20 protein-coding genes, 1 tRNA gene and 2 pseudogenes are annotated in these 23,765 nt (G+C 37.5%); 3 read left to right on the forward strand and 20 right to left on the reverse strand.

Annotation, left to right across the window (positions count from 1 at the left end):
* Both HT724_RS07355 and HT724_RS07360 read right to left on the reverse strand, forming a co-directional pair.
* The coding region (locus tag HT724_RS07355; RefSeq protein ID WP_173293572.1) for a YSIRK-type signal peptide-containing protein at positions 1-2,599 on the reverse strand (2,599 nt) is incomplete at its 3' end.
* 470 nt (positions 2,600-3,069) lie between these two features.
* Positions 3,070-3,777: a glucosamine-6-phosphate deaminase gene (locus HT724_RS07360; RefSeq protein WP_173276866.1), complete on the reverse strand. Its 708-nt coding sequence runs from the start codon at positions 3,775-3,777 to the stop codon at positions 3,070-3,072.
* A 150-nt stretch (positions 3,778-3,927) separates the two neighbouring features.
* Here HT724_RS07360 and queA point away from each other — a divergent pair, with 150 nt between their 5' ends.
* Positions 3,928-4,956 (forward strand): tRNA preQ1(34) S-adenosylmethionine ribosyltransferase-isomerase QueA, encoded by a 1,029-nt coding sequence (queA, locus tag HT724_RS07365; RefSeq protein ID WP_050077733.1) that lies wholly within the window; start codon positions 3,928-3,930, stop codon positions 4,954-4,956.
* Between the two features lie 76 nt (positions 4,957-5,032).
* Here queA and HT724_RS07370 read toward each other — a convergent pair whose 3' ends face one another.
* From HT724_RS07370 to HT724_RS07390, 5 genes are all read right to left on the reverse strand, one after another.
* On the reverse strand, positions 5,033-5,893 hold the full coding sequence (locus HT724_RS07370) for a YihY/virulence factor BrkB family protein (protein ID WP_173276867.1): 861 nt from the start codon (positions 5,891-5,893) through the stop codon (positions 5,033-5,035).
* A 178-nt stretch (positions 5,894-6,071) separates the two neighbouring features.
* On the reverse strand, positions 6,072-8,126 hold the full coding sequence (locus HT724_RS07375; RefSeq protein WP_173276868.1) for a cation:proton antiporter: 2,055 nt from the start codon (positions 8,124-8,126) through the stop codon (positions 6,072-6,074).
* Positions 8,127-8,137: 11 nt separating this feature from the next.
* Positions 8,138-8,392 carry a hypothetical protein gene (locus HT724_RS07380; protein WP_000361085.1) on the reverse strand — a complete coding sequence of 85 codons (255 nt, stop codon included), beginning with the start codon at positions 8,390-8,392 and terminating at the stop codon, positions 8,138-8,140.
* Complete coding sequence (locus HT724_RS07385; RefSeq protein WP_173276869.1) at positions 8,385-8,942, reverse strand: class I SAM-dependent methyltransferase; 558 nt, start codon at positions 8,940-8,942, stop codon at positions 8,385-8,387. Before HT724_RS07385 ends, HT724_RS07380 begins: the two co-directional genes overlap by 8 nt.
* A gap of 1 nt (position 8,943) precedes the next feature.
* Positions 8,944-9,882: a TIGR01212 family radical SAM protein gene (locus HT724_RS07390; protein WP_173276870.1), complete on the reverse strand. Its 939-nt coding sequence runs from the start codon at positions 9,880-9,882 to the stop codon at positions 8,944-8,946.
* Positions 9,883-9,973: 91 nt separating this feature from the next.
* Here HT724_RS07390 and HT724_RS07395 point away from each other — a divergent pair, with 91 nt between their 5' ends.
* On the forward strand, positions 9,974-10,333 hold the full coding sequence (locus tag HT724_RS07395) for a DUF3397 family protein (RefSeq protein WP_033676723.1): 360 nt from the start codon (positions 9,974-9,976) through the stop codon (positions 10,331-10,333).
* A gap of 233 nt (positions 10,334-10,566) precedes the next feature.
* Here the strand turns inward: HT724_RS07395 and HT724_RS07400 are convergent, their stop codons facing one another.
* The 5 genes from HT724_RS07400 to HT724_RS07420 all read right to left on the reverse strand — a co-directional run bounded on the left by HT724_RS07400 (position 10,567) and on the right by HT724_RS07420 (position 13,838).
* Entirely contained in the window at positions 10,567-10,875 is a 309-nt protein-coding gene (locus HT724_RS07400) for a hypothetical protein (RefSeq protein WP_173276871.1), read from the reverse strand.
* Positions 10,876-11,065: 190 nt separating this feature from the next.
* Positions 11,066-11,138, reverse strand: a tRNA-Thr gene (locus tag HT724_RS07405).
* Between the two features lie 100 nt (positions 11,139-11,238).
* Complete coding sequence (locus HT724_RS07410) at positions 11,239-12,024, reverse strand: ABC transporter permease (RefSeq protein WP_173276872.1); 786 nt, start codon at positions 12,022-12,024, stop codon at positions 11,239-11,241.
* A 1-nt stretch (position 12,025) separates the two neighbouring features.
* Positions 12,026-12,844 (reverse strand): ABC-2 family transporter protein, encoded by an 819-nt coding sequence (locus HT724_RS07415; RefSeq protein WP_173276873.1) that lies wholly within the window; start codon positions 12,842-12,844, stop codon positions 12,026-12,028.
* 1 nt (position 12,845) lies between these two features.
* Entirely contained in the window at positions 12,846-13,838 is a 993-nt protein-coding gene (locus tag HT724_RS07420; protein WP_173276874.1) for an ATP-binding cassette domain-containing protein, read from the reverse strand.
* Positions 13,839-14,316: 478 nt separating this feature from the next.
* On the opposite strand from HT724_RS07420, the gene HT724_RS07425 reads away from it, so the two are divergent.
* Entirely contained in the window at positions 14,317-15,843 is a 1,527-nt protein-coding gene (locus HT724_RS07425) for an IS1182 family transposase (protein WP_173276875.1), read from the forward strand.
* Positions 15,844-16,248: 405 nt separating this feature from the next.
* Here HT724_RS07425 and HT724_RS07430 read toward each other — a convergent pair whose 3' ends face one another.
* The 8 genes and pseudogenes from HT724_RS07430 to HT724_RS07465 form a co-directional block, all read right to left on the reverse strand.
* Entirely contained in the window at positions 16,249-16,635 is a 387-nt protein-coding gene (locus HT724_RS07430) for a DUF2513 domain-containing protein (protein WP_240156734.1), read from the reverse strand.
* Between the two features lie 168 nt (positions 16,636-16,803).
* Entirely contained in the window at positions 16,804-18,543 is a 1,740-nt protein-coding gene (locus HT724_RS07435; RefSeq protein ID WP_173276876.1) for a DUF262 domain-containing protein, read from the reverse strand.
* Positions 18,543-19,547 (reverse strand): restriction endonuclease subunit S, encoded by a 1,005-nt coding sequence (locus HT724_RS07440; RefSeq protein WP_173226531.1) that lies wholly within the window; start codon positions 19,545-19,547, stop codon positions 18,543-18,545. Before HT724_RS07440 ends, HT724_RS07435 begins: the two co-directional genes overlap by 1 nt.
* Entirely contained in the window at positions 19,537-21,498 is a 1,962-nt protein-coding gene (locus tag HT724_RS07445; protein WP_173226533.1) for an N-6 DNA methylase, read from the reverse strand. The genes HT724_RS07440 and HT724_RS07445 overlap by 11 nt, the downstream gene beginning before the upstream one ends.
* Before the next feature lie 77 nt (positions 21,499-21,575).
* A pseudogene (locus tag HT724_RS07450) lies at positions 21,576-21,836 on the reverse strand (DUF5960 family protein).
* The gene (locus HT724_RS07455) at positions 21,829-22,191 is read right to left on the reverse strand and encodes a hypothetical protein (protein ID WP_173276803.1); all 363 of its coding nucleotides are present in this window, start codon (positions 22,189-22,191) and stop codon (positions 21,829-21,831) included. The pseudogene HT724_RS07450 and the gene HT724_RS07455 overlap by 8 nt, the downstream one beginning before the upstream one ends.
* Positions 22,188-22,649 (reverse strand): annotated as a pseudogene (locus HT724_RS07460) (DNA polymerase); the annotation flags it as partial. The pseudogene HT724_RS07460 and the gene HT724_RS07455, both read right to left, overlap by 4 nt.
* Before the next feature lie 187 nt (positions 22,650-22,836).
* A complete protein-coding gene (locus tag HT724_RS07465; RefSeq protein ID WP_173276802.1) occupies positions 22,837-23,718 on the reverse strand; it encodes a class II fructose-bisphosphate aldolase in 882 nt (293 codons plus the stop codon).
* Between the last annotated feature and the right edge of the window lie 47 nt (positions 23,719-23,765).

Consider the following 23,765-nt stretch of genomic DNA (forward strand, 5'->3'; position numbering starts at 1 on the left):
CTACTTCTGCTTGTGTCGCGTTTGGATCTTTTATTACAATATTTCCCTTCGTAATCGCTGAATCATATGCATCCCTTTTCGTTTTGTCTGTATTATAATATTTAAAGTTTCCTTTAACAGTAGATTCTTCTCTTACTACTTTTTCTAACTCTGTTTTGTTTCCTTTATCAACTAACAATCCTGCAGCTGTATCTAATTTTGTTTTTATTTCGGCTACCTTGCTTAATGCCGTATCAACCTCTGCTTTAGTTACATTATTCCCTTTAGCTATAATATTAGACACTTCTGTTTTTATCGAATTGAAATCTTGTTCAAACTTTTTAAACTCTTTATTGTATTCATCAATACTCTTTGGTGTTTTATCTGTTGTATCAGCTTTTATTAATGAATCTACATCTGCTTTTAACTTAGCTTTTTCTGCTGTTGTTGCTGCTGCGATTAATCCATCTTTGGCTTGTTGTAAAGCTGTTTTTTTGGCATTAACTGTTGCTAAAGCATCTCTAACCCCTACTACAGTTGCATTTTCGTCATTAATAACTGTTTCTGCTGCTTGAATTGCTTCTTGTGCAGCTGCTTTGGCATCGTTATATACTTTGGCACTATCTGCTGTTTTTCCAGGTGTTGGATCTGTTGCTGTTGCTAAAGTGTTTAACGCTTCTTTTGCATTTCTTAACTCTGTTTTATCAGTTTTCAAACCTAATTGTTTAGCTAACAAATCTTGTAAAGCTTGCTTGAAATTAGGAGTTCTAGTAGCAGGATTGACTAATAGTGTTTTAACTTTTTCTAATTCTGCTAAATACGCAGATTTTGTTTCATTTGTCTTTCCATCTGTATCTGCTGATTCTGTAGCTTTTAATTTATCGTAAATTCTTTGTAAAAGATTTCTCGCTACATTACTTGTATCTTGAGCAATCGAAAAATCTAATCCCGTAACAGGTAATGAATATTTTTCATCCCATGCTTGATAACTCATTCCTGTACGATTTTGATCTGCTAAAGAAATTCTAACTTTATAATGATCTGCACCTTTAGGTAATGCAATAGGCTTACTAGTAAATGTCCCAGCCGCTCCATTTGGTTTATTTCTAGGTTGTGCCATTAACTTTTCTGCTGCACTTTTTCCAATAAAATCTACACGTTGAGTATGATCTACTCCACCATCTATTGTAGTTCTATTTGGTGTTTTTGAAATTATAATCTTGGAGTTATTTGTTCCATCCTTTGCTTTTGTAACAATTTTTTGGGCATCATTTGCATCTTTTGAAGGATCAAAAGTTGTTTCATATACTAATTTCTCTTGATTTCCTGTAATACTATAGACTTGAACTTTATAGTTAGCTTTAGAACCATCACTATCTCCAACATAACCAGGTTTAAACTTAACTACTACATCTGAACCATCTAAAGTTGAATAAGCTGTAAAAGTTTTTTCAATCCCGTTATATCCAGCAACGTTCTTGGTAACTCCACTAGCTACTCCAGTTGGTCGATATACACTACTATCCCAAGCTGCTTCATTTCGATTTTTTCTAGTTATACTCTTTGAAAGTAGTAAAGTGTACTCTGTTCTTCTATCCAATGCTTGTTCTTGCAACCAAACAGTGTCATTTAAAGTTGAATTAATTGTTTCTAAAGGATAAACTCCTTCTGCAGTTTTTCTAGCAATAGCAAATTTCCCTGCAGTACCATCTGGTTGATTAATCGCTTTCCAACCACCAAATTCATCAATTTCTTTAACAGTACCTGCTTCGACATTTTTAGTTGCGCCTATACTATCAATATCTTTAATTTTATCATTATTTTCGATATGTTCTTCTAAATTTTTTAGTTTCTGAATTAATTCAGCTAAACTAGCATTCTCTGCCGGTGCAATATAAGTTTGATTCGCAGATGGATCATCATTTGTAGTAGTTGCATCTGTACGGAATGGATTATTGGTATCTAATGCTTTTCCATTACGTTCATCTTTAGAACCTGAGTTTGGAATAGAATTTGATTCTGTGGCTTTTTCAGTATTTGTTGCTTTAATACCTACAGTAGCTTTTCCATTTGTCGTATCAACTGCTGGTGCTTCTTTTTTCTCTTCTGGTTTTGTTTTTAGCTGTGTAGTTACTGTAACAAGTTTATTGTATGCTCTAGTTAATTCTTCTTGTATTTTTGCATTGTTTAATACAGACTTAGCTTCATCTAAGGCTGTTTTTAATTGATTCACACTATCTTCTGTTTTAGAAGCATATTTCCCGTTCGTAAATTTCCCATCAATATCTTCAATTAATTTTGTTAAGGCTGTTTTATTTAGAGTTTCTTTTGAGCTTCCTACCACATCTCCCTCTGGTTTATTCTCAACATTTGCAGCAGAAACTGAAGTATTAGTTTCTTCAGTAGACACACCTGTAGTAGATGAGTTACTCAATATAACAGGATCAGGAGTTTGTTTATTCTCATTCACACCCACTACATTTTGACTTTGTTCAGCCGCTTGTACATCTTCAACTGAACTAACTGCAAAAAAGACTGACCCTAATAAGACAGATGCAGCACCCATTGAAAATTTGCGAATGGAGAAACGTTGACGCTCATTAAATTTAAATTGTTTCATTGTTACCTTTCTTTTTATCTTATTCAAAATATCTCAAAAGCATATTGTACTCTAAGATTTTTAAAAATAAGAAGCGACCTCCTTATATCTTTCAGAAAGTAAGAAGCCTAGAACGATTTTATAATTTTATAACCTATTATATCAATTTTTATATCATTTGAGTATTAAAAACTCTTAAAAATATTGATTATATACGAGAGGTAACTTCCACCATAGCGGAACTTAATCTGAAACGCTTTCAGATAAGGGGATTTTGTGCGCTCTTTTTTCGATTCCTTTCGGCTACAAAATCTATAAAATCAAGCATGATTAAAACCAGTAGAACTTACCCTGACACGGATTTCCACTGGTTTTTAGGATTTTTATCAGACTAACTTCCACTTGGATTAGCGGTGGAACTTAGTTTGGGAATTTACCATTTTTTCTTCCATTTATACAAAAGTTGAAAGCGTTCAATAGAACATTGCTTTTTATTTTTCAAGTAAGCTGAGCGCTTCAGCATCTGCGATGATGGTCACATCAGGGTGATTTTGTAGGCTACTTGCTGGTAGACTCTCAGTCACTGGGCCAGACACTGTTCCAGCGATGGCTTCTGCTTTTGACTCACCGTAAGCAAAGAGAAGGATTGACTTGGCATCCAAGATGTTCTTAATCCCCATTGAAATAGCTTGGGTTGGGACGTCTTCAATCTTGTCAAAGAAGCGCGCATTGGCTTCAATAGTAGATTGGTCCAGTTCGACTAGATGCGTTTGACTGTCAAATGGAGTACCAGGTTCATTAAAGCCGATATGCCCATTGCGACCGATTCCCAAGATTTGGAGGTCAACTGGATGGTCAGCCAAAATTTGGTTGTAGCGTTCAACTTCAGCTTCAGCATGATCCTTAACCCCACGAGGCAAGAAACTTTCTTTAAATGGTTTTTGGTTGAACAAGTTTTCTTGCATGAAGTAACGATAAGACTGTGGATTATCTCCATCAAGACCTACATACTCATCAAGGTTGACACTGGTTAGATTTGAAAAATCGAGGTCACTTTCAACAATTTCCTTGTAAAATTCAAGTGGGCTACTTCCTGTCGCAAGTCCTAGGGTTTGAGCGCCATTGGCTAATTTTTCCTTCAAAATCTCAAAAGCTACTTTTCCACCTTCAACTTGGTTTTCAACTTTAATGACTTTCATCTTTTCATCCTCCATTTCTATCTATATTTATTATATGGTATAGACCAATTTTTGTCAAGTGAAAACGATTTAATTTTCAAAAAAAGAGCGTCCAAACTTGAAACATGTTATAATGGATAGGATTAGAACTTAGAAAGAATGAACACATATATGAATACAGCTGATTTTGATTTCCACTTACCCGAGGAATTGATTGCCCAAACGCCCCTTGAAAAACGAGATGCCTCTAAACTCCTCATCGTCAATCGTGAGACGGGAGAAATGCAGGATAAACACTTCCACTCTATTATTGATATGCTGGAACCTGGCGATGCTCTTGTTATGAATGACACCCGCGTTCTCCCTGCCCGTCTCTATGGTCAAAAAGAGGAAACAGGAGGCCATGTGGAACTTCTCCTGCTCAAAAATACTAGTGGAGATGAGTGGGAAGTTCTGGCAAAACCTGCCAAACGCCTCAAGGTCGGTACTCGTATCAGCTTTGGTGATGGTCGCCTCAGCGCTGTCGTTACAGAAGAATTGACCCACGGGGGCCGTATTGTCCGCTTTGAATACCAAGGAATTTTCCTAGAAGTCTTGGAAAGCCTGGGTGAAATGCCGCTACCACCTTATATCCACGAAAAACTGGATGACCGTGAACGTTATCAAACCGTCTACGCCAAGGAAAGTGGCTCTGCTGCAGCACCGACTGCTGGTCTTCACTTCACCAAAGAACTGCTGGCAGAAATCCAAGCTAAGGGTGTTCATCTAGTCTATCTGACTCTTCATGTCGGACTCGGAACCTTTAGACCTGTTTCTGTGGATAATCTGGACGAACACGAAATGCACTCAGAATTCTACCAACTTTCTGAGGAAGCTGCTGCCACCCTTCGCTCTGTTAAGGAAAATGGTGGTCGCGTCATCGCTGTCGGAACCACTTCTATCCGCACCTTGGAGACTATTGGTTCCAAGTTTGATGGGCAAATCCAAGCAGATTCTGGCTGGACCAATATCTTTATCAAACCTGGCTATGAATGGAAGGTCGTGGATGCCTTTTCAACCAACTTCCATCTGCCAAAATCAACTCTGGTCATGTTGGTTTCTGCCTTTGCTGGCCGTGAATTAGTCTTAGACGCTTATCACCATGCCATCCAAGAACACTACCGCTTCTTTAGTTTTGGCGATGCCATGTTTATCTATTAATTGTCATAATCAAAAAGCGCATATTATCAGGTATTATAGAACCTTGATACTATGCGCTTTTGTAATGGATAAATAGTTAGTCTTTTTTAAAGGCCGGATCTTTCAAACTCTGCACACTGGCATTGATAACCGCGCCTAGGATAACAATTTTAGCAATCAAGATAAACCAAAACATCATAACAACAAGAAGAACTGAACCTAAAATTCGGACGTCCACTAAATGATGGACATAGTAATTGAGATAACTAGAGAACAGAGTTAGTAGAACTAAAATCACTAAGAGAACAAAGGCACTGCCTGGTAGGGTATAACTAATTTTCCTGTTAGATAGATTGGGAAGAAAATAATAAAGCATGACCAAGATAGCAAAGAGCAGGGCGTAAGTCAGAGGACCTGCCAAACCTTGTAAAGCATGATAGATAATGCCATCTTTTGTCCAATAATGGGCAAGTAAATCCAAAATCATCTGCCCAAACAAGCTCAAAAACAAGGTAAAAGCAAAGAGGAGCTGCAAGCCAAAACTGACTAGGAGACTCACCATCTGATGGGAAATAAGTCCACGACTCTTTTCGACGCCATAAGCCTTGTTAAAAGCTTTTTGCAAGAAATTCATAGATTTTGAAAAACTCCAAAACGCCGATAAAACAGAAAAACTCAATAAACCTGTTGAAGGTTGCGTCAAGACTTCTCTGGCTATTTTTTCCACACCTTCATAGAGACTTGGGGGCAGGACGTCTTTCACAAAGCCCAGAAATTCTCCCACAGGAATCTGAAAATAGGGGAGGATATTGACCACCACCAAAAGCAGGGGAAAAATCGAAATCAACCAATAGTAGGCTACTGCGACACTGGTCAACTCACTATCTGATGCTTGATAATAATGCAAAAAAGCTTTTACTAAAGGCTTGTCTATCAGCTCGTTCCACCCTTTTTTCATGTCACACTCCTTCACTTACAATCTTATACTCAATGAAAATCAAAGAGCAAACTAGGAAGCTAGCCGCAGGTTGCTCAAAGCACCGCTTTGAGGTTGTAGATGAAACTGACGAAGTCAGTCACATATATAATCCAAGGCGACGCTGACGTGGTTTGAAGAGATTTTCGAAGAGTATTAACTAATTTCTTCTTACCAATTCCACCATATCATAAGGCAGGGTATTGGCAGCTTCCTTCAGAGAATAGTTCTCTAAGTTATTGACATTTTGTCGTAACTTCTTGGCATACTTAGTCGTAATCAATCGTTTTTCTTCGTATTCGAAAATCAACTTACGCTCCAAATAATAGCCTCTCAGCATTTCATCGATATTGTTGGGCTTAACGCGATTGATAACCCGTTCGACAAAGGCACCACTGGTGATGATAGCTGTTTCACGAAGACGAGACTCCTGCATAAAACTAATCAAAGAGCGTCTATAGACCCCCTTCAGGTTTTCCAAACTTTCAATAATCATCTCTGTATTGGCCAGATAGAGCTCTGCAATTTGGTCATAATCAAGAGCACGGAGACTGCTTTTCTCCTTGTCCTTCCAGCTACGGAAGGTCTTTCCGAGAGTAAAAATTTCATGAAGGAGAAAACGTAAAATCCGCAAAGAAACAAGGAAATAATAGGTCAATCGTGATGCAAATTTACGATTGATGCCTCGTTCTATATTTTTCAGATAACGTTGGTAAACTCGGTAAGCACGATTGCTAATGTTCCCCTCTTCATAGACCTGTTCCAATCCATCACTTTCAATACTAAGCATCAAGAGTTTCAAAGCAGCCCAGTCTTCTTGAGCCCCCTTATTTTCTTGACTCAGGATGAGATTTTCAATACGTCCATGGTAATTGTCAATAGCCGCATAGAGGGGAAGTTTATTTCTGGTGTCTTCCAACTCTTTTTCCAACTCTAGCGTTACTTCATTCAAAATGGCGATATGCATGAGATAGTCCTTGCTTTCTTCCTCTTCATCAGAAAGATGAGGTAAGACCAAGAGGCCTGTTAAAAAGCTTACAAGCGTCACACCTGCAACAAGGAAAAGCAAGAGAGGATACTCCTGTTCTAGATTACTTGGTATCAGAAGGATCGTAGCAATCGACACCGTTCCCTTAACACCTGAAAAGGTCAAGAGAAGCATGTCCTTTATATACTTATTTAGCTTTTTCTTGAGACGTAGAGTCCTATAGGCATAATAGCCATAGATCATGACAAAACGAATGGCAAAGAGTACAAAGGTAAGAGCGACAAGAGATACCAACAAGAGCAAGGGATTATAGATTGGATTGGTCAAGATAGGCTCTGCTATCATTTCCAGCTCCATCCCTAAAATCACAAAGACAGAACCGTTGAGCATAAAGTTCACTGTATGCCAGACCGTCTCGGTTACCGTATCCACTTGGGCTTCGAGGAGTGTAATTTTCTTAAAACGGCTTGCCTTTAAAATCCCAGCAACTACAACGGCAATAATCCCTGAAACGTGGACTTCTTCTGCCAGGAAGAAGGTTACCAAGGGCAAACTCAATTCTAATAAAAGTTCGCTGGCAATATCCGTTGCTCGCACACTTAGCAAGAAGCTATGGAGGAAACGATTGGTCATGGCTGTTAAAAAGCCAATCAAAAAACCGCCTAGGATTGAAAAGATGAGCGAACTACTCGCTTGCCCAAGGGAAAAGGCTCCAGTTGTCCAAGCTGTCAAAGCTACCTGAAAAGCCACCAAACCAGATGCATCATTCAAAAGTCCTTCACCCTTAAGGATATTGGACACGCGCTTAGGAAAGCTAAACCGCTCTGAAAGAGAGGCAAAGGCCACCAAATCCGTAGGCCCAAGAGCTGCCCCAACAGCCAAGCAAGCTGCCAAGGGAAGGCTGAGCCAAAGAAGATGGGCCAAACCTCCCAAACTCAGGGTCGAGATAAAAATCACTGGAAATATGAGATAAACAATGATTCGCCAGTGTTTTAAAATAGCCGTAATATCCGCTTCTTCCGACTCTCGAAAAAGCAAGGGTCCAATAACCAGTGCCAAAAACAACTCTGTATTGAGGTGAAAGTCGGTATTGGGTAAAAATAGACCAATCACAATTCCCAAAAGAATCTGCACCAAAGGGAGTGGCAAAAAAGGCAGGAGCTTATTGGTTGTACTCGAGACAATCAAGACCAGTAAAAATAGGATAAGGTAAATCAGTAATTCCACGCACGACCTCCTTAATCTTTTTTACAACAAGATTCAAAAATCTCCTTCTGCTCTTTGATTTTTTGGTCAATCTTGGAACAGTCTTTGTGCTCAATTTTTCTCTGGCACCGTTCCATTTCAAGAGCAACTAATTTTTTCTTGATTTTAAGCATTTTTTTGCTCATATGTGCTTGGTCTAACACACCCACCGCTCGTTCGTGGTGGGTTGATTCAACAAAATTCTGGCGCATGGCATCCAGCTTTTCACGTAGGTATTGTTTATCCATGTCTATATCTCTCTAATTTTTCAATCATCACTAAAAATGGTGGGTTGTTGACTTGGTTTAAAGTTCGGTAAATGGCAGCTGTGTACTCTTGTTGATTCAACTGTCCAACAAAATCCAAGACAGCATCCCTCTCGAGGTCGCCTCCTTCATGACCATAGTAGATCATGATAGCAATCCGTCCCCCTTTGACAAGCAAATGACACAGCTTTTCTAATGCTTCAATCGTTGTCTGAGGTTGGGTAATGACAGACTTATCAGCAGACGGCAAATAGCCCAGATTGAAAATTCCTGCCTTGGCTTCTGTCACAAACTGGTCCAGTGTCTCATGACCTTGCAAGATTAACTGGGCATTTGTCATTCCAGCTTGCTTCAAACGCTCTTGGGTCTTTTCCAAGGCTTGCTCCTGAATATCAAAAGCATAGACTTGCTTAGCTAGCTTGGCTAGAAAAAGCGTGTCATGACCATTTCCCATTGTCGCATCCACTACGATATCATCCTGAGTCACTACCTCAGCCAAAAAATCATGTGCCATCTCAAGTGGTCTTTTCATATCAAAACTCCTGTTTTACAGCCTTGCAGCCCTGTACACTTCCTCGTCTTCTCATCTCTGTTTCAATCGCATTTAGAACTTCCCATTTATTGAGGCTCCACATAGGCCCAATCAGCATATCTCTAGGTGCATCTCCTGTGATTCGATGGATGACGATATGCTTGGGAATGATTTCCAATTGGTCACAGATGACCTTGACATATTCGTCCTGACTCATCAACTGCAAGCGGCCTTCGTGGTAATCTCGTTGCATACGCGTATTGGTCATCAGGTGAAGCAAATGCAGTTTAATCCCTTGAATATCGTTATCCGTGACACAGCGGCGGACATTTTCAATCATCATTTCATGGGTTTCACCAGGCAAACCATTGATCAAATGGGAAACAATCTCAATTTTTGGATACTTTCTCAAACGCTTGACCGTTTCCACGTACAACTCATAGGAATGGGCACGGTTAATCAGGTCAGAAGTTGTTTCATAAGTGGTCTGCAATCCCAATTCAACCGTCACATGCATGCGCTCCGATAACTCAGCCAAATATTCAATGGTTTCGTCTGGTAAACAGTCTGGGCGCGTTCCAATATTGATTCCTACTACACCTGGCTCATTGATAGCCTGCTCATAGCGCTCTCGGATGACTTCCACCTTTTCATGGGTATTGGTAAAATTTTGAAAATAAACCAGATACTTCTGAACATCCGGCCACTTACGGTGCATAAAGTCAATTTCCTTATAAAATTGCTCACGGATAGGCGCATCTGGTGCTACAATAGCATCTCCAGAACCAGAAACCGTACAAAAAGTACAGCCTCCATGAGCCACAGTTCCATCACGATTGGGACAGTCAAATCCCGCATCAATAGGGACTTTAAAGGTCTTTTCTCCAAAGAGTTTTCGATAATAATCATTCAAGGTATTATAAGATTTCATAACCTTCATTATAACAAAAAACACCCACAATCTCAAAAGCCTGACTTTCCTATAAATTCCTCTGTTTCTCGTTTCCATTAGCGATTTTTTATGATACAATATGGGTATGATTTTAATGAAATTAGCATCTATTTTATTATTGATACTGACCTTAGTCGTCTGCATTATCATAACCAAACTTTTTAGATTAAAAAAACTAGGACGAAACTTTGCGGATTTGGCTTTTCCAGTTTTAATATTTGAGTATTACTTGATTACAGCTAAAACCTTTACCCATAATTTCCTCCCTAGACTGGGCCTAGCCCTGTCACTCCTAGCTATTATTCTCGTTTTTTTCTTTCTTTTGAAAAAACGTAGCTTTTACTATCCTAAATTCATCAAATTCTTCTGGCGTGCAGGATTCTTATTAACCCTTGTCATGTATATAGAGATGATTGTTGAATTGATGGCTCAGAAATAAAAAAATGAAATCAAAAACACCTCAATCAAGCTGAAATACAGTGATTGAAGTGTTTTTTCTTTATATCTTTTTTAATAATTCTTATACTCAATGAAAATCAAAAAGCAAACTAGGAAGCTAGCCGCAGGCTGCTAAAAGCACTGCTTTTAGGTTGTAGATAGAACTGACGAAGTCAGTAACCATATATACGGCAAGGCGAAGCTGACGTGGTTTGAAGAGATTTTCGAAGAGTATTATTTTCCTTCTTTATCAGGAAGGAGGTAACCAATACCTACACAGGCCAGCACACCTGCTCCAATCACCAAGCCGCTTGAAATTGGCACAAGGTCCAAAATTGCATTTGCGATGATAAAGGCAATAATGAAACACATCAGACTAGCCTTGTAATCCTTTTTCAAAAGATTCTCTAGAGTGAAAAAGAGGAACAAGCCTACCGGAATCAGTGACCATAGGTTGACATCCAAATTTGGCCATCCAACAGAACCAAAATACACTACTGTCGCTGCTGCTAGTAAAAATACAATCCCTAATAATTTTTTCATTTCTTTATCTCCAATTTCTTTTTTAGGAACTTGAGTTATCTGATAGTGACGCCTCCTGTTCCTTACAAAAATCATTATAGCAGAGGTCAGTTTCAAGAACAAGTTCTTTTGCCTATCTGGTCTCTATACCGGTCTAAGTGGTCTGATTTTCTTTAAAAAGAAAAAGAAGCCCTAATGAGCTTCTTCACTTTGCCGATTGCAGGGATCGAACCTGTGACCTAGGCTTTACGAGTGCCTTGCTCTACCAACTGAGCTAAATCGGCGATTACACTTACAGTATAGCACTCTGAGAATAGATGTCAAGGAATTTTCATCTCTATTAGAAAAAGCCTGTCCTGAGACAAGGCTTTGAGTTTCTTCATCTTAGGACCCAGCACTTTCGTAAGAATCCAAGCCCCTGTCCCAGAGTTTAAGGGAAATACCAAAAAAGACAAGGGAAATCAAAATCAAACCTCCGATGTTAAAGATTACATCCTTGTTCTGCAAGAAATAGCTGGCAGGATAGTAGGCCGTAAAGGCAAAAGGTACAATAAAACTGATTAACCAACGAAGAAGAGAATTATAAATCGAAATCGGGTACTTGGCAAAATCATTAAACATATAGAAGATGTAAATCATGGCGCCTGACTGTTTGGTCCAAAAAGCGATACTAGCTGTCGCGATTTTAAGAGAAGTATAAATCAAAGTCGCAAAAGGAATGCAGACTAGGAAAATCAGGAATTTTGGAAGAGTCCAATCAATGCTAGTCACTGTTGTTCCCAGTAGGATACCACCGACCAAAAGTTCGCCCAAGGCATCAATCTGAAAGGTCTCAACTAAAATATGGAAGAGAGGATTGATAGGACGAGTCAAATACTTGTCAAACTCCCCTTTTCTCACCAGGCGTTGCCCTAGCGCCCAGAGATTATCAAAAAAGAGATGGTCCAACCCCTTAGGAATCAAGGAAAAGCCATAGATAAAGGCGATTTCTTGAAAAGTCCAGCCTTCTAGGGATGGAATATGTTGAAAGATGACATTGAGAAACAAGAGATTCAAGCCTTGAGTCAAAAAAACTCCCAGCACACCAACCACAAAATCCACCTTGTATTCCATAATTTGTTTGATGTATTGTCTGATAAAAATCAGATGCATGCGTTGATATTTTTTCATACTAACCTCCTTGAATGGTGATAAAGGACTGGACTCGTTTCCAAATCAACTGAGACAAGCCCACCATCACTAAAAGCCAGAAAAACTGCAAAAGGAGCGCCTGAATCATCTGACTGGCATCGTATTTCCCAACAATAATCATGACCGGAGTGTAGATCAAGGATGAAAAAGGCAGGAAGGACAGAATATCTGAAACAACCTTTGGAAAGAAAGCCAAGGGAATCAAACTTCCAGACATAAAGGCCACTATGGAAGTCTTAAGTAGATTGGAACCCCAAAGATTTTTAAACACAAAGGCAGAAAATCCAAAGCAGATATTAAAGAAAAAGTTAATCAGATAAGCCAGCGTTAAGCTAAAAAGATAAAGGACAGTTAATCCCAGCACTTCTGCAATCCCGTGCCCAGATACGATTTTCATCAAAACAATGACACTTAAAAATGGAAGGCCAACGCTAATAAAAATCAACCACTTGGAACCAAGTTCTGTGAAAAGATAAGAAGCTGCAAAATGTACTGGTCTCAACAAGCGCATGATAATGGAACCATCCTTGACCTCCTCCCCGATCATAAAGGACGAATCAGATCTAGTCAGAAGATTGGTTACAAAACTCATGATGATGTAGAGGGTGATATCTGCCATACTAAAACCCTGAATTAAAGACTCCTGAGAGGAATCAAAGACAGCCTTCCAGAGATAAAAGGCCACAAAAGCCCCCATGACATCGCCAATCCGATAGAGAATAAAGTTGACTCGATAGGTAATCAACTCCTGAACACCTGCATTGATAAAGGGTTTATAACGTCTCCACAATTTGACCATCTTAAAGCTCCTTTCGGTAGAAGCGACGGATAATATCCTCAATATCCGTATCCACCATCTTCAAATCGCGGATTTCAAAATCAGACAGGGTTTGCTTGATAATGTCAGCTGATTGGTAGCGAGAACTATCAAATTCAATGTTGAGGCTGTTTCCTTGTCTATCAACGGTCATATCAGGCAGGCCTTCATAGTGAGAGACGAGATGACTTTGACCTGGTAGCAGTTCAAAGGAGAGTGTCTTCATCTTACCAAAGGTCTCCTTGAGTTGGCTCACCGTCCCATCAAAAATCTCCTGCCCCTTGTCAATCATAAAAATCCGATCACAGAGTTGCTCAATATCACTCAAGTCGTGAGTGGTTAGGAGAATAGTTGTTTCTTCCTCCTGATTGATCTGAGTAATTGCCCGACGAATGTTGTCCTTGACCGAAACATCCAAACCAATAGTCGGCTCATCTAAAAAGAGAACCTTGGGATTGTGAAGCAAGGAAGCTGCAATGTCCGCCCGCATGCGCTGCCCCAATGAAAGAGTCCGCACGGGGTCCTTGATAAAGTCCTTCAAATCCAAGACTTCATTCAAAAAGTCCATACGCTTATGAAAGAGCGAGTCTGGCACATCGTAAATCTCTTTTAAGACCGTGTAGGTCTCTTGCAGTGCCAAATCCCACCATAGCTGGGTTCTTTGCCCAAAGACCACTCCAATATCCTTGACATAATCTTGACGATTGTCCTGGGGAATCTTGCCGTTAATCCGACAAAAACCAGATGTCGGTTTTAAAATCCCAGTCAGCATTTTAATGGTTGTCGACTTCCCAGCACCATTAGCACCGATGAAGCCTAAAATTTGCCCCTTGGGAACCTCAAAGGTCAAATCCTTGACCGCTTCAAAGGTCTGTTTTTCAGGATGAATGAAGGAGCGCAAAGCACCCTTCAAGCCCGGTTCCTTAACAGTCTTCACAAAATTTTTCTGAAGATGTTCCACTTCTATCATTGCCATATCTATCTCCCTATGGTAAGGAATAGCAACATTGTCTTTTGACTACAAATATTCTAAATCCTTACTTTCTACACCTTCTACATTTTATTATTACAGAAAGCTTTATACCAACCTATTATAATCCAATAAAAACTAGAATGCAAGCGTTTGCCTAAAATTTGTGAAATTGAAAATTTTTCTCTTAAAGTGGTATTTGTATACTCAATGAAAATCAAAGAGCAAACTAGGAAGCTAGAGGCAGGTAGCTCAAAGCACAGCTTTGAGGTTGCAGATAAAGCTTACGTGGTTTGAATTTAATTTTCGAAGAGTATTAGTCCAAAATTCTGGTTTAATTGTTTCCTTAAAACACCAAAAAAGTCTGGGACAATAGTCTCTTATCTCCAAAAAAAGCAACGGATTTGCCGTTGCTTTTTTTGCATGGTTGCGATAGTCTTGGTAAAATAGAATTGCTTAATAAACCATTTAGAAAGGCTATCCCATGCATATTCACTATAACACAAATCAAACAACTTTACCACTAGAAATCAGTTCTTTCTTGCCACAAGACCATCTCGTCTTTACGATTGAAAAAGTGGTAAATGCCCTGGAGGATTGTCATTTCTACGCCTTCTATCATGCCTTTGGTCGCCCGTCTTATCACCCTAAAATGCTTGTATCTACTCTTCTATTTGCCTATTCACAAGGGATTTTCTCTGGTCGAAAAATTGAAAAAATGATGATTGAGAATCTGGCTATGCAGTACCTAACAGGACAGTTGGTTGTCAGCTACCGCACCATCAATCGTTTTCGAGTCGCTGAAGGCATGGAAGAACTGATTCGTGATCTTTTCATCGACCTCAATATTCGTTTAAAAATGGAAGAGTTAGTGACCTTAGATTGTCTGTTCATTGACGGAACTAAGATTGAAGCCAATGCCAACAAGTATAGTTTTGTGTGGAAAAAAGCAACGGACAAGTTTTCCGTCAAACTTCAAGAACAGATACAGATCTATTTTCAAGAAGAAATCACTCCCATTATCCATCAGGCTATCGAACTGGATACACAAGAGCCTATCTCCTCAGAGCAGTTGCTTGCATTCGCTCAAGTCCTTGAAGAAGAATTGGAAAAACTGAACCAGGACATTGAGGAGACACCAGTTAAAGGAAAGGATAAACGTAAAACCCAACGTCGTAAACTCAAGAAAGTTTTGCGTAAAGTCAAAGAGGATTTTTCAGTGCGTGCTGAAAAATATGAGAACTATCAGGAGACATTTCAAGGGCGTAACAGTTTTTCCAAAACCGATCCAGATGCCACTTTTATGCGGATGAAAGAAGACCATATGAAAAATGGCCAACTCAAGGCTACTTATAATCTTCAAATCGCTACTGAAAACCAATTTGTTCTTCACTATGATATCTTTTCAAATCCGACAGATACCAAGACTCTTCTACCCTTACTTGAAACCTATCCGCATGAATTGAAGACAGTTGTCGCAGATGCTGGATATGGAAGTGAAGAGAACCTCCTTCGTTTAGATGAAAAGCAGATGAACCATCTGATTAAATATGCCATGTTTGACAAGGAACAGAAGAGAGGGTATAAACAGTCAGCTAGAAACTTAGCGAATTGGCACTATGATGATAAGGAGGATAGCTACACACATCCTGATGGCTGGTATTATCGTTTTCACCATACCAAACATCAGAAGACACAGACAGACTTTCAACAGGAAATCAAGGTTTACTACGCTGATGAACCTGAATCAGCTCCTCAAAAGGGACTGTACATGAACGAACGCTATCAACACTTGAAAGCTAAAGAATGTCAGGCGCTTTTATCTCCTGAAGGTAGACAGATTTTCGCTCAACGCAAGATTGATGTGGAACCTGTCTTTGGACAGATAAAGGCTTGTTTGGGTTACAAGAGATGTAATCTGAGAGGGAAGCATCAAGTGAGAATTGAAATGGGATTGGTACTTATGGCCAATAACCTCCTAAAATACAATAAGAGAACGACTCAAAATTAAAAAGCTAGAGTTCCGCAATTGGAAATCTCTAGCTTTTTTGTGATTGAGAACTATTTTGTCTCAGGCTCCTGTATGTATTGTTCAGCTAGATTAAGCTTTACCTTCTGAACATAAAGCATTTATTTACTATACTTTCTAATACATTAAAAAGGCCCATATTTATACATTCATCCACCCACACTATATTTGGATAATACTCATTGTTCCCTTAAGTTCTTAAAAATATATGGCAAAATGGGGGACAAAATTTTAAGTTGAACTTGGCACAAATTATAAAATCTGATTTGATAAAGTTTTTGTTTAACAAATTCTAAAATAGATTTATATAAACATTTAAAAGACTTTGATTGCTTATTAATTTCAAAAAATTGAGTTACTTATAAAAATTTGGATAATTTATTATTCTTATAAAGATAAAGAATCATTTAAATATACACTTAGCTGATCATTTATAAGACTAGTTGCTATAGTTTTAATTACTTCCAAAGTCATAGGCAGGGCATTTTCTTTGATCCTATTCTTAGTCCTATTCCACATAGTATTTTCTCTTATTTTATCTAGAAAATCATGCCCCTCCCAAGTCAAAGCGCCAACACTAAAAAAATAGATTTTATCACTAGCATATGTGGATTTATAACTTTTTATCAAACCTGCTTCAAACAACAAGTCACAATGGTAGGCTATTATCTCTATGTCATATCCGTCAATTTGTAAATGAGACAACGCAGTTGATTTATACTCATCCTCAATTTTAAAAAGTATCAAGCGACATAAATCCATATTTCTCTTCATCCAAATAAACCTCTACTCGGTGATATATAATTACAGTGTACAACTTATTAATAGAAGGGTCAAGTGATAAATCAGTGGATTTTACCATAATATATACCGTTCTTTTTTCCGAAAAATAAGTATTTTCCCGAAAAAAATATTAATTCTCTACATCCTCACTTATAAATCCTAAGTCAATAAACCTATTACTTTTTCATAGAAACATATCGCTAAATATCTTCCTCTACGATAAATAGCTTGTTCAGAAAAATTATCTATCTCCCATTCAATATCATTCTGTGCCCTATAACGATTATCAAAATTTCTATGTTCTTTATTGAGAAATTCTTTTATTTGTTGATAGCTCGAATTTTGATATTCTGTGATTTTTTTTGATAAATCACATTCTCCACTTAACCTAGTATTAATAATATCTTCAAGCACTACTAAATTTCCTATTTTGAATTGATACGCTTCAGGTTCATTACCCAATGATTTCTCAATAATATGTTCTATACTATATTCTGGTTCATCATAGACTCTATATGCCTCTCCTTGAGTAGGACGCCTCACTTCTAACCAATTATTTAACGTATAAATCGCATATCTAGAGTACATAATCTCTTCGTTTTTTCTATCGAAATAAACTCCATTACCTGCATATCTCAATTTTGAAAAGAAATCAATAAAGTCTTCCCTGCTAGGTAATTTTCTATTTAATTTATCTTTTAAAACAGCTATATCTGTTCTGATTTGCGCTGCTACTGAATTAGTTGCAAGTGTGGCCATTTTAGATGCAAACTCAGAATATGCTTCCTCAATTTCCTCATATGTATAGCTTATCCCTGGACGTGTCCAACCATCAATACGAGAAGCCATAGTATCTGGAGGTGGTGTAATAGCGCGTACAAATTCATACACTGAAAGTATTTCAAAGAGCCTAATTTTACTATCGAATGATATATCTACTATAGAAATGATTACATTATATATCTTGGAAGAGTTCGATATTTTTATCAGATACTCTAAGTTTCTTTTTATTCTATTCGGTGACCCAGTATTATCTAGAATAAGTTTAGAAATATTTTTTGCTGTATACAGTAACCCATCCAGTATTCTGAGGTAATCCGATTCATCTATCATGTCGCAAAAATTTTGATATAAATTTTCTGAACTAAAATTATACTTAACTTCAAACCACGCTGTGAAATATCTCGTAAAATTCATCTTACAAACTTCTAATTGCCTATGAATTTCATTCCACTTATCCAAGACAGAATCACCACCTGCGACACCCATGGTTCTTTCTGTCTTCTGAAAAATTTCGTATTTAATTAAATCAATATCTGTGAGCCTTATCCCTCTTGTGTTTAATCTACCAAATAGTAAATAACTCTCAACTTCGTCTTGTGAAGTAACTATAGAAAACTGAGTTTGCATTAAGAAATTAAAATACCGAGTCTTCATATGTTTTGATTCAGAAGCCAATTTTCGTTGGAAGAATCTAAATGCTCGATAAAAATTATTACCTCTTCGTTCATGAAGCTCCTTAGGAACTCCATTATCTTCCACATCAAATAAACTTTCCCAAACTCTATTTAACTCAGAATTTTTGAATTTTAAAGGAATTTTTCCATTATTATTAATTTTTTTCCCTAAACTGTGAATAAAAACAATGAAGGTTATTATTCTTTGTTGACCATCAACAACTTCGTAACTGCTTCCATTATCATAAATTAATATGTTTCCCCAATAATCTGTTGAGTTTTTTCTTTCATATGCACGTAAAAAGTCATTGTAAAATTCTTCCCAGTTTTTTTCCTCCCACGAATACTCTCTCTGATATAGCGGCACTTCCAGAGTCTTACTATTTGTGAAGGAGGTTAGTAGTTCCTCAACCGTCTTTTGTGAACTTTCAATTAAAACCATTAATTTAATCTCCAGTTCTTTATAATTCTATTTTCGAGTCGCTTCATGTATTGTTCCATGAAAACAAAATCAGGTAATCCATCTTTACTTGGTAACATTATTTTTCCAGCTTTATACCTTGATAAAGAATTTGCTCTACCATGATTAAAAACTTCCTTATATTTAGAAAGTAAAGTAACAATAAATAACTGATTGTATTTATTGGCTGGAAATTTTGCATATAGTACAAACACATGTGAATCAACTGCAAACTTAAATTCTTGATAGTAGGCTAATCCTGCTCCACCATCACCATCTTTATTCCAAGTTATCACATTTGATGATTTAATTTTTCGTGGTTCAGTTTCAACGAATCCCTTTAGACCATTTCCAAATTTTCTAGCAGAAATTAAAGGTAAGTTGCCTTTTGCCAAAGAATCCATGTTGCTTTCACTTCCTCTTTCTTTATTAACATCGAAATAGTCCGATATTAAAAACTCTCCCCACTCGACTTCGTCTAATTCTCTAAAATCTGATATTTTATGTTGTTCAGGAAACTTATAGGTGTCCTTAATTTGATTATATTTGATTTGAACATATTCTTCCATAAATGCCCAATCAGGCGTCCCGTAATTTGTAACAGGAAGCATAATTTTCTGCCTTTTAAAATTTCCTAGTCTATACTGTTTTCCATAACCAAATTGATTTGCATTATCAAAAACTGAAGTAATAAATAATTTACAGTTTTCTGAAATATCATCATTAATTAACACTAGAATATTATCATCTGCACTATAGGAATAATTACGGTAAAATGCATTTGCAAACATATCAATCGTGATTGTGTTTTTAGGAAAAATTTCCTGCTCACTATTTGCAATAAAACTAGCAATTCCACTGTTATGAAAACCTGCTGTTATAAATGGGCGCATTCCCGCAATACGACTACTTTCGACAAGACGTTTGCCACGTTTTACTTGGAATAACTCTGCGAGTCTAAACTCTTTCCATTTTCTATTCTTCATCCTGTACCTCTTCAAATAAATAGCCTCTACCATGGGTATACATATCAAATTGGAAACTCAGATAATCTGCAATTGTTTTTTCAAATTCCTCATCACTTGGAATTTCATCGTTAAAATAATAGAAACTATGTAACCATTCATCCTCTGCTTGGATTGTTGATTTTACCATAAACTCAGTCGTATAATCCTCCTCGTTACCATTGATTACATCAAAGAGGAAGCGTCTTTTCTCCTTGGCCGAATCGTCATCAATCAGACCTATGTGTTTTCTCACTACAAATCCATCATCTTCAAAATTTATAAACTTAACTTTTTTTCGTTCAATATCATGTGGTTTACCCGCCTCAAAAATTGCGATAACAGGATTAGTCCCCACACCATGGAAAGTATTTTTATTTACAGTAATTACCATATCTAAAGTATGTTTTTCAAGAATTCTTTTCTTATATTCCTTTTCTTCCTTAGATTTACCAACCATAGTTGATTGAGGGACAATCACCGCTAGTTTCCCCCCAGTTACCAGCATATCTAGCGCATGACGAATAAAATTAATTTCTGTTAGAGTTTTATCTGTTTTCCCTTGGGAATACGGGGGATTAAACAAGATTTTATTTACTCTCTGCTTTTGGATCTCTTCACCGGTAACAGAAAACATATCGTTTAACTGTAGATTACTTTTGCCATCCCCTCGTAAAATCATGTTCGTTGTCGCTACGGTGAACATCTTTTCCTGCAACTCTATCCCCAGTAGTTGATGCTGTTTAATATGTTTGATTTCGTCCTCATCTTTTGCTAGCTTAGTCATTCTATTCATTGCAGAAATCAAAAAAGCACCACTACCGCAAGCAGGATCCAATACATAATCAGTCGGTAACACATCAATTAATTCCGTCATAAGCGTCGTAATATGGTGAGGTGTCAAAACAATTCCAAGACCGTTCCCATCACTTCCACCATATTTCACAAACTCACCATAGAAATTACCCAAAATATCGTAATCTGTATTTTGTTTAAAGTGATGGATAACTTTATCTTGTAATTTTTTAGTAAAATAATGAAGCGGTGTAACTCCTAATGTCTCGTTTTTTTCATTCAGCCGGACATTCGTTTCTAAAAACGAGAACTTATTGAGAAGAATATTGACCTTGTCTTCTGGCAAAACACCTTCAGATGCAATGTAATCTTTAACTGCTTTTAGAATTCTCATTCCATCATTATCAATTACTGGTCTTGTTGTATCCTCTCTACCATCAGTTTTTCTAGGATACTTATTACCTGTTAATTTTTTGATATCAAAATCTTCTTCATTAAGGGCTAAAAGAATTGCAGAAATTACTGTTGCTTTATTCTCACCTTCGAGCGAAGCGTAGTTTCGTAAATCTTCATGTAATTCTTTTGAAACATTTTGCAATTCAAAAATACGTTTTTGCTCAATAGAATATTCTTCAAGTACATTTACTGAATACCATTCATTTATATTGTTTGGATGAAGTTCCTGAAGATCAGTTAACTTTGGAAGTTTTTTTTCAGTAATTCCTTCTTCAGTGATAGAAACTAATACAGGTTGAATGCTATGAAATTCCTCATCCCCAGTAATACCTATTGCGATTACTTCATCAAAAGAGCTTGTTTTCGTTACGATATGGTTTGCGTAGTGTACAGCACCATTTACAGCAAAACCTGACAATGATGGAATATCTTTAGCAATAGAACCATCCCCGGAAAGATTAATAAGTTTATCATTGTCCCTTTTATCTTCAATCACAATAAGGTAATCTGAGATCTGCATAACAAATTCAGGCTTTCCAATTCCAGATTTACCTTGTTTGCTAGCTCCTTTTAGCGCTTTAGCAATTTCTGGATGAGAAGAACCTTGCTCATCATAGCGGATACCAAATTTTTCTATCTCTCTTCTGACGTATTGGTCAGTTGCTGTTGCTTCGTTTGCCATATTTTTTCACTTCCTTAAGTTTATCATTTCCCATTATATCAAAGAAAGTAGCAANNNNTTGCTACTTTCTTTGATATTTATATACTTAATTTTCTTATTAATTGACTTTCACTAACTTCAAAATAAAAATAATGATCCCTGCCATCCTCGGCGTTCTCTTTATTCAACTTGAAGTAGTTTTTCTAATTCATTGCCATTGTTCTAAGGATGTCATCAACTAGAAAAGTTAATGGAACATCCATTGAAGAATACTTCTGGAAGTCTTCTTCAAATCGAATATAGTTGTCTGAGAAATAGTCCATCTGTAATTTATTCTCATAGAGTTCTTTTCTACTCATAGGTAACCTCTTCTAATAACTGTATGCTCACGAAGTCTTCCACTTGAATCAATCGGTATCCTTCATAGGTCTTGATGGATACTTCTTTTGCTGAAATTTCTCTCACTTCACCAATCAAAGTTACTTTTTGAGTTTTTTGTTTGACTATAAAGCGACCCTTTAAATTCCCAACATAAACCTGAGAAAGTAACAATAATTTTTCTGTTCTGTTCAAGTCACTAGTTAGATCGACACGATATTTCTCTTCCCCTAGTGATGTGGTATGTTCAGATAAAAAGAAGCCCATCCACTTTTGCATACCTGAGTCTTGATATTCTCGGGCAGACTGATAGGGCAAATAGGAACGATCAATTATTTTAAACCATCTAGTCCACCAGCAGAATGACCTCCGATTAGTTTACTTCTAGCGATACTTCTTGATGCTGACTCAAGCGCATTGGCTTTTAAAAGTGAAGTGAACCCAAACTGATCTCGTATGCTGTCAATCGCTGATTGGAGCCTTTCTTCTTTTTCTATTTTTTCAACATCATCAAATAAAGAAACTAGTCCAAACAATTCATACACTAGACCCGAATAGTTGACGGCAACGTTCCTTACAGCACCTGAACTGTATTTCTGATGAAATAACTGTAAAACTACATTAGTTAGCGTGTCCGTATGATTAGTTGCTTCGTTCTTTTTTTGTGTGTTGATTGATTTTTTATTTTCCTGTTTGGAATAGCCTACATGAATTGAGACAACAGTTGTTTTCTTACCTGATCGTCTAAGACGAATAGCGACCTGTTCTAACATTTTTCGAAGCAATTCAAAATCGTGTAGGACACACAAGAGGAAGTAGTGTTACAGATATCTATTTGCACGTTACACAAAAAACAAAAGAAGTAATCATTCCTGTTTTAGATTCGTTAACTATATAAGTGTGGCAAATTTGTGGAAAAACAAAGAAAAAAGGTTTATCCAAATCAGATAAACCTTTTTATATCAAGCTTTTACAAGCTTCTTATGCTTTACCTTCTGAACCGAATACGTCGATACGTTCTTCAACTGATGCTTGGATAGCTTTTACACCGTCAGCCAAGAATTTACGTGGGTCGAAGAGTTTTTTCTTGTCGTATTCTGCTTCGTTTGCTTCGTAGTCACGAGCAAATTTACGAGTTGCGTTAGCGAATGCGATTTGGCATTCTGTGTTAACGTTAACTTTGGCAACACCAAGTTTGATAGCTGCTTGGATTTGCTCATCAGGAATACCTGATCCACCGTGCAATACGATTGGGAATCCAGGAAGAGCTTCTGTCAATTTTTGCAAGTGATCAAGGTGAAGACCTTTCCAGTTTGCTGGGTAAGGACCGTGGATGTTACCAATACCAGCTGCCAAGAAGTCGATACCAGTTTCAACCATTGCTTTAGCGTCTTCGATTGGAGCCAATTCACCATCACCGATGATTCCGTCTTCTTCACCACCGATAGTACCAACTTCAGCTTCCACTGATACACCATTTGCATGAGCAAATTCTACAACTTTACGAGCTTTTTCAAGGTTTTCTTCAACTGGAAGGTGTGAACCATCAAACATAACTGAAGTATAACCAACTCGGATACACTCAAGTGCATCTTCGTAGTGACCGTGGTCAAGGTGGATAGCTACTGGTACAGTGATACCCATTGATTCAACAAGGTTAGCGATCAAGTTGCGAGCAACTTTGTAACCACCCATGTATTTAGCAGCACCCATTGAAGTTTGGATCAAAACTGGAGCTTTTTTAGCTTCTGCTGCGCGCAAGATAGCTTGAGTCCACTCAAGGTTGTTTGTGTTAAATCCACCAACTGCATAACCGTTGTCACGAGCTGCTTGGACAAATTTTTCTGCTGAAACGATTGCCATTTTATCAGGCCTCCTGTATATTTTTATGGGTCATCCCATTTACATTG

This window comes from Streptococcus sp. k-402 (genome assembly GCF_013277515.1).
Lineage (GTDB): Bacteria > Bacillota > Bacilli > Lactobacillales > Streptococcaceae > Streptococcus.